The following is a 12,203-nucleotide window of genomic DNA, read 5'->3' on the forward strand; positions in this document are numbered from 1 at the left end:
CTTGTGCATTCATTCATGCAGCAGGATGACGCCTGGACTCCTTCCTATGTTGCGGAATCGGGAATGGATTCAGGGAGCCGAACATAACCATAGAATACATACTCGACACGTCTCATCATGATTTCTACAGGGACATGGACAGAAGGAGGCCGCCTTAGTGAAAGGAATTATTCTTGCGGGAGGAAGCGGGACCAGGCTATATCCGCTTACCCTGGTCACCAGCAAACAACTGCTGCCGATATACAACAAACCGATGATTTATTATCCTCTTTCCACGTTAATGCTTGCAGGAATACGGGATATTCTCATTATTTCCACCCCCGAAGATACCCCCCGTTTCGAAAAGCTGCTTGGGGATGGATCGAGCTTTGGCATTCATCTGCAGTATAAGGTCCAGCCGAGCCCGGGCGGGCTGGCGCAGGCCTTTCTTCTCGGTGAAGACTTCATTGGCGGAGATTCCGTAGCTATGATTTTGGGGGATAACATTTTTTACGGGAGCGGGATGCGTGTATTGTTAAGAAATGCCCTGGCCAGAACTACGGGGGCGACCATATTCGGTTATCATGTCAACGACCCTGGCCGGTATGGGGTGCTTGAATTTGATGCCGAAGGCAAGGTCATCGGGATTGAAGAGAAGCCGCATAACCCGAAATCGAACTACGCCATTACCGGACTGTATTTCTATGACAATCAGGTTGTGGAGATCGCGAAGGGCATCGAGCCATCGGCACGGGGGGAACTGGAAATCAGCGCCGTGAATGAAGCCTACATGAAGGCGGGGAACCTGGAGGTTGTGCTGCTGGGGAGAGGCTTTACCTGGCTGGATACCGGGACTCATCAGAGTCTCGCAGAGGCCTCGGACTTTGTGAAGACACTGGAGCTGCATCAGGGGATCAAGGTGGGTGCCCCGGAGGAAATTGCCTTTCTGAACCAATGGATCAGCCGGGATCAACTGCTGCTCAATGGCGAAAAAATCGAGAAAACGGATTATGGCCGATACTTGATCAATGTCGCAAATGGAACCATCAAATATTAGAAAAAAAAGAAGAGAGGGGCCTTCTCCCTTTCTTCTCCCTGATCGCGTATGGACAAGCTTTTTTGCTAGCAGCAACCGCAAGTATTGTCATCAACCTCTTCTGCAAGGAGATCCAGCTTGTTCAGCAGCACATCCTCTTTCTTGCGTACTTCCTTCAAGACTCCACGGATACTGCAATTGACGGTCATCAGATCAGAGACGGTGGGCTGGAACGGGGGCTTGGTGGGCAGCATTCCCAAGACGTACTGCAGCTTCTCTGCTTCCGCGTTAACAATATGACTAAGTCCCAGTTCTTCCATACCGATGGACGCCAATAACAGGTTAATGGCATCATCCCGATCCACAGTAATTATTGGCGTGATATGCGGGATGCCCGCTTGCGACATGCATATTCCTCCTTCAACTCCTGGATATCATACAGTATGCAGGAGCGGAGCAATAGGTACTTATCCCCCCCATATAAACTCCACCACATTGCTGGGCTGGTTGCCAATCAGCAACCGGTCGTCAACCGGCTGGAAGTGATAATCAAGCACAGAGCTCATATAAAACTTCTCAATCTCCGACGGTTCATGGATCTCCATCCTGAAAGAGACATCCAGCAGGTCTCCGACAGGCATGTTGCGCAGAATGACTGTGATGACATTCATCGTATCCGTCTGCATCGGGACCTCAATCCCGTTGATGATAAAGCTGCCCGGCACCAGGCGGGCGCACTGCGGCAGGGTGGTCCGGTACTGGACATACATGCAGGGGGTCGAACCGGTATTCGTGATGACCGTGCGGCTGGTGACAATGTCTCCCAGCTTGACTACGCTATGGTCTGCCGATTGAGCCAGCTTCATCACGGCATCCCGAGCCAGCACCCGCTGGGCGATCAGGTAGGGGTGGGGCGACTCTTCACGGACCTTGGGATACAGCGGCTGCTTCTTCAGACCTTTATCCATGGAGAAGGTGTCCATATAGGCCAGGTGTGCGGCCCCTTCGAGTACGTGCAGCTCAGAGGACAGAGCGAGGTCCGTCGTAATTTCAGGCAGCGAAGCCACCCATGGTTCCCATAACAGCTCCTCGGGCTCACTTTGAATATGGAGAGAGAAATGACATGGCGGAAGGAACGGGCAGTTGTAGACGATAGGAAGATGCCAGACCAGATCGTCTAGATCGTCTAGATCGCCCGGATCGTCCGGATCACCGGACTTTGGTGTAATGGAATATTCCGCATGGGAATTCACCTGTGCAAAGAAGGTAATGTCCTTGTTATGCACATAACGTCCGGTGGAGCTGTCCCGGAATACAGATTCCGATTCAACCGTCAATTGATCATGTCCTGTCGTAATCTCAACCACGGATGCGGGCTGCCCGGAATACCAGATCAGAAGAGCCCGTTCTATGCAGTAACTGAGGTCGTCGAAATGGAGCCGCGTAGAGTGTCCCTCCGTGTTGGAGATCCATTTCAACCCCAGGCGATTCGCTTTGTTGATTAATTCCATGTCCTATCAACCTTTCTATCCGGATTCAAAACCAGTTCATTGTATGTGAAGCCATGAAGAAGACCACCGTTCCTTAGTAGAAGAGAAGGGTGGTCTTTTTCCTCCGGGATGGATCACGCTTACTTGTATGAAGGGGGGGAAGCGATGCGGTTCACTTGGCTCCATAAATCCTCATACGAGGTGTCATCTTCTATATGAGGATAATGCTGATTCAAGGTGTCCTGGATTTGCTCAAGGGCTCTTCTTAAATCCTCCATCACACTGTTCGTCGGCGTTTCAATCACATCTTCAAGCTCGGACCGCTGGTCAAGCTGATTCGAAATCATGGAGTATTTCGTCTGCAGACCGGCCTCCTGAAAGGATTGCATGATTTGTTTCATGGCATCATCCTTGGTTCTTGTAAATGTTGTAAATAATTCGTCTAAGGGATGAGGCATATTCAATTCCTCCTCTTTCCTGAGTTTTGAGCAGTATATTCAGGGACAAATGCCTTAGTGAATCCTGAAATAAAAAAATTGAATTGTTTGCTGAACAGGCATTGTTCCACGGCATCGCGCTTATAAATATAGGGGGAACCAGTGGAGAAGATTCAATGCAACTGCTTGCAAGCATAATCAGGAAAGCGGGGCGATAGTATTCTGATCAGTATTGTGATTCTGACCCGAAACCAGATAGCGCTGACCCAGGCCTGTCTGGAGAGTATCCGGCGCCACACCCGGGAGCCGTATGAGCTCATCCTCGTCGATAACGGTTCCACGGACGGAACACTGGATTATCTGCGTGCGCAGCCGGATGTAACGCTGATTGAGAACGGGGAGAATAAAGGGTTCGCCAAAGGATGCAATCAAGGATATGCGCGTTCGAACGGAGATTACATCATGTTTCTGAACAACGATACGATCGTTGCCAGCAACTGGATGTCGAATCTGCTGCGTACGCTGAATGAAGATCCCAGAGCCGGGGCGGTAGGACCTGTTACGAACTACTCCAGCGGCCATCAGCAGATCAACGTGTCGTACAGCAATATTGAAGAACTGGATGATTTTGCAAAACAGCATCGGGAAGCCCATGCGGGGATGTACACAGAGGTCCGCAGGCTCGTTGGCTTCTGTCTGCTGACCAGGAGAGCTGTGCTGGAGGAAGTCGGTCTGTTCGATGAAATATACGGGCTCGGCAACTATGAGGACGATGATTTGAGCCTCAGGATGATTCGAAGCGGGTACGGCTTACGTGTCGTTCTGGACTCTTTTATCCATCATCACGGCCATGCAACAACCCATCACGAACTCCCCGATAGCAGCCTCGCCCAGCTTCTGCAACGGAACGCCGAGATTGCCACCCGCAAATGGGGGGCGAACATTCATCAGCTCATTTATAAACCGGAGCTTGCGATTTCGGCCTGTCTGGTCGTTATGAACGCGGAAGCCATGCTGCGGCAAACCCTGGATTCGCTGACGAACGATTTCGAGAAGATCGTCGTGGTTGATTTGGGCTCTACCGACTCCACCAGCGAAATTGCGCAGTCCTATCCTGTCGGGTTTCACCCCTTGACGGAAACCGGCAACAAGATTCACATCGCCTACAGCGCCTTTGAAGATATCAAGTCCGAGTATGTGCTGTGGCTGTATCAAGGCGATGTGCTGTCAGACAAAGACATTCGCATTGTGCGTGGGCTGAAGCTGTCAACAGAAGGCCAGCCGGACATGATTGCTGTCGATTTCGGCGACGGTTTGAACAAAAATCAGTATTTAGCATCGATAACGCGCCGTTATATGATCAAGCGCGACTTGGCGGCCCGTAAATTGTCGACCATCCTGTTTGGGGTTGCGGTCGATAAATCATCCTGATTGGGAGAGGAGCGTGAGGTACAAGTGAGAGAAGAAGGATTGTTATCATTGTGCATGATCGTCAAGAACGAGGAGAATTGGCTGTCGCGGTGCCTTGAAAGCATCAAGGATGTGGTGGATGAAATCATTATCGTGGACACCGGTTCAACAGACGGGACGAAGGAGATCGCCTTGGATTATGGAGCGGTCGTCTTCGATTACGAATGGAATGATAACTTTGCGGATGCGCGGAACTTCAGTCTGGAGCAGGCGAAGGGGGAGTGGATCCTCTGGCTGGACGCTGACGAAGAGATTGAGCGCAAGGACAGGGAGCATATTCGGGATGTCCTGTCACACCCGGAATGCTACTTTGGCAGAATGAAGGTTGTGAATTATTACGGAACCTTCCCGGTGAGCTATGACCGGGCCCATCTCATGAATCAATACCGGTTGTTCCGCAACGATCCGCAGCTGCGTTTTGACGGGGCGATCCATGAGCAATTAGACATCGAGAAGCTGAACCTGACATCAGAATCCGTCGTCGTGCTGCCCGTGACCCTGCATCACTACGGTTATTTGGAGGAAGCAATCGAAGAGAAAGATAAGAAAGAGCGCAACATGCGGCTTCTGGAAAAAGCACTGGAGGTCGAAGACCATGATCCCTGGCTTGATTATCATTATGCAAGTGAGCTCTACCGCCATGAAAGGATGAACGAAGCCTTTGAACAGGTGAATGTATCGATTGGAAGCTTTCTGAAATCTCAGAAAAAACCGCCTTCCTTACTATATAAACTGAAGTATACCATACTTATGGCCCTTGGCAGCTACGAGGGCGGATGGCCCAGCATTGATCTTGCCATCAAGCTGTATCCCGACTATGTGGATTTGCACTTCTATAAAGGCATTATTCTGATGAGTATGAAAAAAATTCCCGAAGCGATTGAAACCTTCGAGTACTGCCTTGAACTGGGTGAAGATCATCCTTCCTACCTGACCATGGTCGGAACCGGCAGCTTCATGGCCTGGTATTATATCGGCATCTGTTATGAGCTGATGGAGGATCTCCCCAAGGCGGAAGAGGCCTACCGTACAGCGCTGGAGTTGTCTGACACCATGGAGCAGGCAAGAGAGGCGTTGGAGAAGCTGACATCTGCCACAGAGAACTGAAGAGGAGAGTCACGATGATTACCATTAGCTTGTGCATGATTGTGAAAAATGAAGAAGAAGGGCTGGACCGCTGCCTTTCCGCCCTCAAGGGTGTAGTGGACGAGTATGTGATCGTGGACACCGGATCGACCGACCGCACGAAAGAAATTGCCGCGAAATATGCGCAGCAGGTCCATGATTTCAAGTGGATCGACGATTTCGCCGCTGCCCGCAATTATTCCTTCAGCAAGGCGACGAAGGAGTACATTATGTGGCTGGATGCCGACGATGTGATTGACGAGGTTAGTGTGAAGAAATTAAAGGAACTGAAGCGCACCCTGCCTCCGGAAATTGACCGGGTAACCATGCCGTACAACCTGGGCTTCGACGCCTCGGGCAATGTGACGTTCAGCATGCGCAGATTCCGGCTGGTGCGCAGATCCTGCAATTTCCAGTGGGAGGGGCCGGTGCATGAGTTCCTGAGTACGTATGGCCCCATGATCGATAGCGATGTGGCGGTGATTCATTCCAAGAATAAGCCGTATACGGACCGCAACCTGCAAATTTATCTGGCCCGGGAACGCAGAGGGGAGCAGTTCACGCCGCGTGATCTGTATTACTTCGGCAACGAGCTGCGTGACAACGGACGGTATGAGGAAGCGATCGACTACTACAACAGATTCCTGGATACGGGTCAAGGCTGGGTGGAGGATAATATACAGGCCTGCTTTAAAATGGGGGACTGCTACAATAAAATGGAGCAGTATCAAGAAGCTGTCGCTGCCATGAGCCGATCGTTATGGTATGACGCGCCGAGACCGGAGTATTGCTCCAATATGGGCGATATCTTTCTGACATTGGGCCATCATCAGGTGGCCATCTACTGGTATAAGCAGGCAGTCCAGATGGATAATCCATCCGGGACTTCGATGGCGATGACCAGCAGGATGATCACCACCTGGTATCCACATCTGCAGATGTGCTTGTGTTATGACAAGCTGGGACAGCAAGAGCTGGCCAGCGAGCATAACGAGAAGGCGCTGGCCTTCAGCCCGAAGCATCCGAGCATGCTCTATAACCGTAAATATTTTATAAACGTATTGGGTTCGCGTTTTGTCAGGGGAGAAGGTACACCGGAGATTGAGAAAGCATAGAATGAACAAGAAAAAGCATGCATAAGTAAAATAAATAAAGGTTCAGCGTGAGGCGCCGCGACGCGCCTGCCACGCTGAACATTTTTTCAAATCTTCTAAAAGAGTCTAGTAGCCAGAGTGAGGTTAGTGTGTTGTATGGTACCTTTCCATACACCCTTGCACGATTATCCCTTTTGCTCAGAATGCGGGAGTTGAGGGTCGGGGGGCGATTGGATCCGCGGGTCGCTGTTTTTTTGTACCTGATCCAACGGGATAATCGTGCAAGGCCAGCGGACAGAGAGTGCACATGCCTTGCCACGATCGGTTATCGGCTTGACTGTCAAGCACGGATGATTCGGATTCCTCAGTTCATGACAGAAAAAAAACGATTGCCATCGACCCTGTCGCTGGCAATCGCATAAATACATGATGATGTGAATGTAATCGTCTGGGCAGGACGATTAACGGTAAGTAGGGTAGGATGATGAGCCTGGCTGGTCAGGCGCGTAAGGTTGCTGAGTTGAGGCAACGTGCAAGGCAGGGGGGGTGCTATTCAGCACGGTCTCCAGCTTCATCTGCAGCAGCAGTTCCTTGCGAACGACCTCTGTCAGCGTCTGGCGCACATCCTTGTTGACCTTGATGATGTCATCAATCGATCCATGCGCCCCTGATTCATGCAGGGTGCCGAGAACAAACTGGATTCTTTCAGCTTCAGCATTAATGATATGGCTGAGGCTGATTTCCTCCATCGCAATGGAGACAAGCAGCACGTTGATGGCTTCGCTGAAGTTAACCGTGATCACAGGGGTGATATTCGGGACATTGGGTAAAGACATGGGTAATTTCCTCCTTTAAGCGTACAGAAAAATTTAAGTAAGTAATTGGAAGATGATATTCTAAGTGTTACAAGCTGTTAATTAACAGGATTCTTGGCGTTCAGGACGGTCACCAGTTTAATATGCAGCAGCAGCTCACTGCGAACGACATCAGCCAGGGTCTGGCGCACATCTCTGTTGACCTCCAGGATTTCCTCAATCGAGGCGGGGGTACTCGATTCATGCAGGGTGCCGAGGACAAGCTGAATTCGTTCGGCCTCGGAATTAATGATGTGACTGATGCTGATTTCTTCCATCGCTATGGAGGTGAGCAGCAGGTTGATCGCTTCGTTGGTGCTCACCGTGATCGTAGGCGTAATATTCGGAACATTAGGTAAAGACATGCTATCCCTCCTTGATGTATCTGGAATTCACAACCGTGTCCTTCATTGGCAATTTCTTGAGGTATGTTCGCTGGCCGTTCGTTATGTTGTGGCTGCAGCTATACTCAATTGCCTCACCTCCTTACAGAGTAAAGCTTATTCATCATAGTACTCCACGTTAATTTCCTTGCCTTCCTCCGTGCAGTTGTCAAAAGCCCCTTCATGGAAATGCTCATCAACAAGCTGTATAACCCGGTCCAGCTTATTGAGGCTCAGCCAATGTTCCATTATTATTTCTTCCATAAACTTGGATACTGTATTATTAAATTGAATATAGTCCTTTGTTTTGATCGACATGGACCGTTCGGCATGCTGAACAAAGGCCTGCATTTTCTCAGCCTCCGCATTAATGATATGGGACATGGATAATTCATTCATCGCTATAGAACCTAACAGAAGTGAGATCGTTTCTTTTTTTGTAACAGTAATCAATGGAGTAATATTAGGAATTGATGGCTGTGACAAGGTAATCCCTCCTTTCCTGAAAATTCAACTGCAGCAAGAGTAGGCAAACCTGTTATCGATGGTTTAGTATATAAGCCGTTCGACTTGTACTATAACTCCTGTTTCGAAATAATTTTGCGGGACAGGTTAAATATGGATGTCCAACAATAACCATTTCCGCTAATGCACATACACTATCATATAACTTAATCCCAAACCCACCGGATTAAGAGATAATAGCAAGAGAGGATGTGTAAAATGTCGCAGGCAAACATACCTAATATTACTCCTGCCATTACCCTCACCAGAGACGAAGCAATCAATCTTGTCTTGTCATCTATCGCCATGCAGGAGCTTGGGCTGAGTCATATCATTAATGCCGAAGCGGAGAAAATCAAGTTTGCTCTCGGTACGCTGTCGGGAGGCGGCCTCAAACCACCGCCGAACCTGGATGAGATTACAGCGCTGAACTGTAATGTCCGCGAGACGCTGGGCGAAGTGGTCAAGACGGAAATGGTGCTGCAGAACAAGCTGGATTCATTGAAGAAGTTCGTGAAAGCCGCTGCTGGCGCAACGGGGGCTACAGGCCCTGCAGGGCCTCCAGGACCAACCGGTCCGATAGGTCCGACAGGCCCGGGCGGTGGCACACCAGGTCCAACAGGCCCGCAAGGCCCGATAGGTCCGCAAGGTCCGACAGGCCCGGGTGGTGGGACACCAGGTCCGACAGGCCCACAAGGTCCGATAGGCCCGCAAGGTCCAACAGGCCCGCAAGGTCCGAAGGGTCCGACAGGCCCGAAAGGTCCGCAAGGCCCTCCAGGTAAATGCGACTGCAAGAAACACCGCTGCAAAAAATGCCACTGTAATTGTTGTGTGTGCAATCAGTGCGTTCCGCGCCACTGTAAAGTGGATCTGAACCTGCCAACAGGAAGCGATGTCTCGGGTATGTACTATAACGGTGATGAGATTATCATCCAGGACCCTGGCTTGTACATGATCGAATGGGTTGTCTCGCTGGCGCCGGATCAGCCTGTACCCTCCCTGTTCTCGCTGCTGATCAACGACCAGCCTTACAGCGGATCGTCGACGTTTGCCAGCTCGGGTACCATCGCCTCCAGCAGAGTCGGTTACCTGAACCCGGGAGACCGAATCAGCATCTCAAACCGCTCCGATTCAGAGCGCTATCTGCAGAGTTCGTTCGCGGGAAACACAGCAGGCCATATCTCTATCATGGGATTGATTGATAACTGAGATTGATGTATATGAAGAAGCTAGTCCACGCAGAACAACAACAGCTATGAGAGGCATACCACCGGATACCGAAAGCAGACTATTGGGGATTCCCCGGTAGTCTATTTTCGGTTATATCTCTCTTCCCTACCGCATATGTATGTGTCAGAAGAATACTCATTTCGGGTTTCGGATACGGGGAGTGAACGAGAATGAAGCAATTGTCGCTTTGTATGATCGCCACGGGAAGCGATGCGCAGCTCAAACGCTGTCTGGACAGCACGCAGGGGCTGGTCGACGAGATCATTATTGTGAACATGAAGCCCACGGACCGCATTTCGAAGCTGGGACAGTCCTATGGAGCGAAGGTGTTTGATTTTTATGAAGAAGGAGGTTATCCGGAGGCTGGCAATTATGCGCTGGAGCAGGCGACGGGAGAATGGGTGCTATGGATGCATGAAGATGAGCAGCTGGATCAGAACGACCGTTACCGGCTACGGGATCTGTTGTATCAGGAGCAGTGTGATCTTATATTCCTGAACGTGCTGCAATATGGTTTTACAATAAACGGGCGCACACGCATTCTCGATATGGCGGTCCCGCGATTGTTCCGCAGTCATTTCCGGTTTCAGTATTTCACCGAATACCAGGAGCTGCTGAACTATGATCAATTGAAGGGCACAGTGAAGGAGCCGGAACGGGTCGGCATTTTCCCGGTGAAGATTCATGACTACAGATTGGAAAAGAACCCGCTCCAAAACAAATCGAACGTGCTGCGGGAGCTGGACTATCTGAACAGACAGCCCTTGACGGCTGGCGGCCAAGGCCAATGGTATGCGTACCACCTGGCTTGTGAGTATTACCGGTTGCAGATGTACCGTCCCGGCTTCAAGCATCTGAACACCGCCATTCAGCATTATCTGGACGAGAAACAGCTTCCGCCTTATATCATCTACAAATTAAAATATTCGGTTGTGCTGGACGAAGTCATCTCCGAAGAGATTGATCATGGCCTGAAGCTGGCGCTCCGCATGTATCCCGATTATGTTGATCTCCAGTTTTATTCCGGGATTGTTCATTATAAGAAGAGAATGTATGAGGAAGCGCTGCACCATTTCAGCCGCTGCCTGGAGCTGGGGGAAACGCCACACGGCAAGTATCTGATCCGCAAGGGAATGGGCAGCTATCAGGCTGCTTACTACAAGGGCTTGTGCCTCGAGAAATTGGGGGAGGATGATGACTCCATCAGGGCGTTTGTTGAATCCCTGTCCTACTTAAGCACCTTCAAACCGTCGCTGGAGGCGTTGATCCGCCGTCTGGGAGAGGATGCCGTTCTTCATGAGCTTACATATTTCTGGGATCATGAACTGCCCATGGAACGGGAGGAACTGCAGTCATTGCTTGATACGTACCTCCATGACACCGGGGGGATGAAGAGTTTGGGTAGAGTTACCTGATGGGAGTTGAAATTTATGACCAAACACGATCCGGAGTTGTCGATGAACACCATGAGGGACAATGAGGCGGAAGATCTTATGGGCAGCATTGCGCAAGAGGAAATGAAGCTGTTCAACACCGGCCAGGGCAAAGGCAATTCCGGAGATATGGAGCATCAGCTCAGGTATATCGGTGAGAAAATAACAAGCGGCAAGAAGCGCTCCAGCCGGGAGGTAATGAAGGATATTCTGACCTCTATAGCCATGGAGCAGACCTCCATGTCGTATCTCATCCAGGCGGAAGCGAACAAGATCAAGGCCTTTACGGGACCTGCCGGAAATTTTCCTACTATGCCGACCAACCAGAACATCAATGATTTTCAGAATTCCACAGCCCGTGTGGTGGAAGCCCTTGTGGAGAAGCAGAAGCTGTTGATACGCATGATGGAGATGAGCCGGCGTATTCTGAATGAGGGGGATGGCGATGGAGAGTTTTGAGAAATGGCATCCAGTGGAGGAATTTGAGAACGAAACGATTCAGGATGCGTCCCGGCAGACGCTGGATAGCATCAAAGACCTGGAGGGAAGCGTTACAGACTGGCCGGACGGCTTCCTTCAGACAGTAAGCCATCTATCCGTCGCCGCCGCGGAAATGCTTGAATTCGCCAATACAGACATCCTCACCAACCATAAAATGGAGCAGCTTGAAGATCTGATTAACCAGATTACTGGTGTGACGTTTGACTCGGCACCCAGTCCGGCTCCGGTCGGGCCGCCGGATGATTCGGCACATGAACTCAAGGTGTCTGCAGGCGTGACAACTGATGATGCAACTGACACGCCGGTCAACACCAACACCGGCGCTGTGGTCAAATGGACCGCCGCCGGGTCTGAATCGGTGCAGATGCCCGGAAGCTGGCCGGCGCCCAATTTGTTCTTTCCGACCTACAGCGAGTCAGGCGCCGACCCGGCCGGGCATAAGGGCAGCAAGCCGCTCAGACCGAAGAAGGCATCCTCCAGGCTGCCTGCCCAGGTCAACGCGAAGGGTGTCAAGATTTATGCCAAGCCCGGCAAAGGCAAGTTCCCTGCACAGAGGATGACCTTGTCTTCTGCGGACACCTATGCGCTGCCTGATGAAGTGAAAGCAACTGTGGGAAACAACGAGATTACATGTTCTCCGAATCTCCGAATCTCCAGTAAGTAAGAA

At 50.7% G+C, this 12,203-nt stretch carries 14 protein-coding genes; 8 read left to right on the forward strand and 6 right to left on the reverse strand.

Annotated features, from left to right (window positions below):
• Positions 1-157: 157 nt before the first annotated feature.
• A complete protein-coding gene (rfbA, locus tag ACE5LO_RS16645; RefSeq protein WP_375521133.1) occupies positions 158-1,036 on the forward strand; it encodes a glucose-1-phosphate thymidylyltransferase RfbA in 879 nt (292 codons plus the stop codon).
• Between the two features lie 65 nt (positions 1,037-1,101).
• Here the strand turns inward: rfbA and ACE5LO_RS16650 are convergent, their stop codons facing one another.
• The 3 genes from ACE5LO_RS16650 to ACE5LO_RS16660 form a co-directional block, all read right to left on the reverse strand.
• The gene (locus ACE5LO_RS16650) at positions 1,102-1,422 is read right to left on the reverse strand and encodes an alpha-helical endospore appendage domain-containing protein (protein WP_375521134.1); all 321 of its coding nucleotides are present in this window, start codon (positions 1,420-1,422) and stop codon (positions 1,102-1,104) included.
• Between the two features lie 60 nt (positions 1,423-1,482).
• Positions 1,483-2,526, reverse strand: a complete 1,044-nt coding sequence (locus ACE5LO_RS16655; RefSeq protein WP_375521135.1) for a hypothetical protein — start codon at positions 2,524-2,526, stop codon at positions 1,483-1,485.
• Positions 2,527-2,645: 119 nt separating this feature from the next.
• Positions 2,646-2,963, reverse strand: coding sequence for a hypothetical protein (locus ACE5LO_RS16660; RefSeq protein ID WP_375521136.1), 318 nt, complete (start codon positions 2,961-2,963; stop codon positions 2,646-2,648).
• 213 nt (positions 2,964-3,176) lie between these two features.
• Between ACE5LO_RS16660 and ACE5LO_RS16665 the strand changes: the two genes are divergently transcribed.
• The 3 genes from ACE5LO_RS16665 to ACE5LO_RS16675 are packed head-to-tail and all read left to right on the forward strand — an operon-like array spanning position 3,177 to position 6,652.
• Entirely contained in the window at positions 3,177-4,373 is a 1,197-nt protein-coding gene (locus tag ACE5LO_RS16665) for a glycosyltransferase family 2 protein (RefSeq protein WP_375521137.1), read from the forward strand.
• Between the two features lie 24 nt (positions 4,374-4,397).
• Positions 4,398-5,519 (forward strand): glycosyltransferase, encoded by a 1,122-nt coding sequence (locus ACE5LO_RS16670; protein ID WP_375521138.1) that lies wholly within the window; start codon positions 4,398-4,400, stop codon positions 5,517-5,519.
• A 14-nt stretch (positions 5,520-5,533) separates the two neighbouring features.
• Positions 5,534-6,652, forward strand: a complete 1,119-nt coding sequence (locus tag ACE5LO_RS16675; protein ID WP_375521139.1) for a glycosyltransferase — start codon at positions 5,534-5,536, stop codon at positions 6,650-6,652.
• Between the two features lie 440 nt (positions 6,653-7,092).
• Here the strand turns inward: ACE5LO_RS16675 and ACE5LO_RS16680 are convergent, their stop codons facing one another.
• The 3 genes from ACE5LO_RS16680 to ACE5LO_RS16690 all read right to left on the reverse strand — a co-directional run bounded on the left by ACE5LO_RS16680 (position 7,093) and on the right by ACE5LO_RS16690 (position 8,354).
• Positions 7,093-7,467, reverse strand: coding sequence for an alpha-helical endospore appendage domain-containing protein (locus tag ACE5LO_RS16680; protein ID WP_375521140.1), 375 nt, complete (start codon positions 7,465-7,467; stop codon positions 7,093-7,095).
• Positions 7,468-7,544: 77 nt separating this feature from the next.
• The gene (locus tag ACE5LO_RS16685) at positions 7,545-7,850 is read right to left on the reverse strand and encodes an alpha-helical endospore appendage domain-containing protein (protein WP_375521141.1); all 306 of its coding nucleotides are present in this window, start codon (positions 7,848-7,850) and stop codon (positions 7,545-7,547) included.
• Between the two features lie 135 nt (positions 7,851-7,985).
• Positions 7,986-8,354 (reverse strand): alpha-helical endospore appendage domain-containing protein, encoded by a 369-nt coding sequence (locus ACE5LO_RS16690; RefSeq protein ID WP_375521142.1) that lies wholly within the window; start codon positions 8,352-8,354, stop codon positions 7,986-7,988.
• 237 nt (positions 8,355-8,591) lie between these two features.
• Between ACE5LO_RS16690 and ACE5LO_RS16695 the strand changes: the two genes are divergently transcribed.
• From ACE5LO_RS16695 to ACE5LO_RS16710, 4 genes are all read left to right on the forward strand, one after another.
• Complete coding sequence (locus ACE5LO_RS16695) at positions 8,592-9,581, forward strand: alpha-helical endospore appendage domain-containing protein (RefSeq protein WP_375521143.1); 990 nt, start codon at positions 8,592-8,594, stop codon at positions 9,579-9,581.
• 191 nt (positions 9,582-9,772) lie between these two features.
• On the forward strand, positions 9,773-11,017 hold the full coding sequence (locus ACE5LO_RS16700; RefSeq protein WP_375521144.1) for a glycosyltransferase: 1,245 nt from the start codon (positions 9,773-9,775) through the stop codon (positions 11,015-11,017).
• A gap of 15 nt (positions 11,018-11,032) precedes the next feature.
• On the forward strand, positions 11,033-11,494 hold the full coding sequence (locus ACE5LO_RS16705) for an alpha-helical endospore appendage domain-containing protein (RefSeq protein WP_375521145.1): 462 nt from the start codon (positions 11,033-11,035) through the stop codon (positions 11,492-11,494).
• Positions 11,481-12,200, forward strand: coding sequence for a hypothetical protein (locus tag ACE5LO_RS16710; RefSeq protein WP_375521146.1), 720 nt, complete (start codon positions 11,481-11,483; stop codon positions 12,198-12,200). The genes ACE5LO_RS16705 and ACE5LO_RS16710 overlap by 14 nt, the downstream gene beginning before the upstream one ends.
• The last annotated feature ends 3 nt before the right edge of the window (positions 12,201-12,203 follow it).

It is taken from the genome of Paenibacillus medicaginis (assembly GCF_042138635.1).
Lineage (GTDB): Bacteria > Bacillota > Bacilli > Paenibacillales > Paenibacillaceae > Paenibacillus > Paenibacillus medicaginis.

Excerpts from the sequence above, each read along its gene's own strand:
- ACE5LO_RS16650 (WP_375521134.1), bottom strand. The coding sequence starts at position 1,422 with ATGTCGCAAGCGGGCATCCCGCATATCACGCCAATAATTACTGTGGAT.
- ACE5LO_RS16655 (WP_375521135.1), bottom strand. The coding sequence starts at position 2,526 with ATGGAATTAATCAACAAAGCGAATCGCCTGGGGTTGAAATGGATCTCC.
- ACE5LO_RS16660 (WP_375521136.1), bottom strand. The coding sequence starts at position 2,963 with ATGCCTCATCCCTTAGACGAATTATTTACAACATTTACAAGAACCAAG.
- ACE5LO_RS16675 (WP_375521139.1), top strand. The coding sequence starts at position 5,534 with ATGATTACCATTAGCTTGTGCATGATTGTGAAAAATGAAGAAGAAGGG.
- ACE5LO_RS16680 (WP_375521140.1), bottom strand. The coding sequence starts at position 7,467 with ATGTCTTTACCCAATGTCCCGAATATCACCCCTGTGATCACGGTTAAC.
- ACE5LO_RS16685 (WP_375521141.1), bottom strand. The coding sequence starts at position 7,850 with ATGTCTTTACCTAATGTTCCGAATATTACGCCTACGATCACGGTGAGC.
- ACE5LO_RS16695 (WP_375521143.1), top strand. The coding sequence starts at position 8,592 with ATGTCGCAGGCAAACATACCTAATATTACTCCTGCCATTACCCTCACC.
- ACE5LO_RS16700 (WP_375521144.1), top strand. The coding sequence starts at position 9,773 with ATGAAGCAATTGTCGCTTTGTATGATCGCCACGGGAAGCGATGCGCAG.
- ACE5LO_RS16705 (WP_375521145.1), top strand. The coding sequence starts at position 11,033 with ATGACCAAACACGATCCGGAGTTGTCGATGAACACCATGAGGGACAAT.
- ACE5LO_RS16710 (WP_375521146.1), top strand. The coding sequence starts at position 11,481 with ATGGAGAGTTTTGAGAAATGGCATCCAGTGGAGGAATTTGAGAACGAA.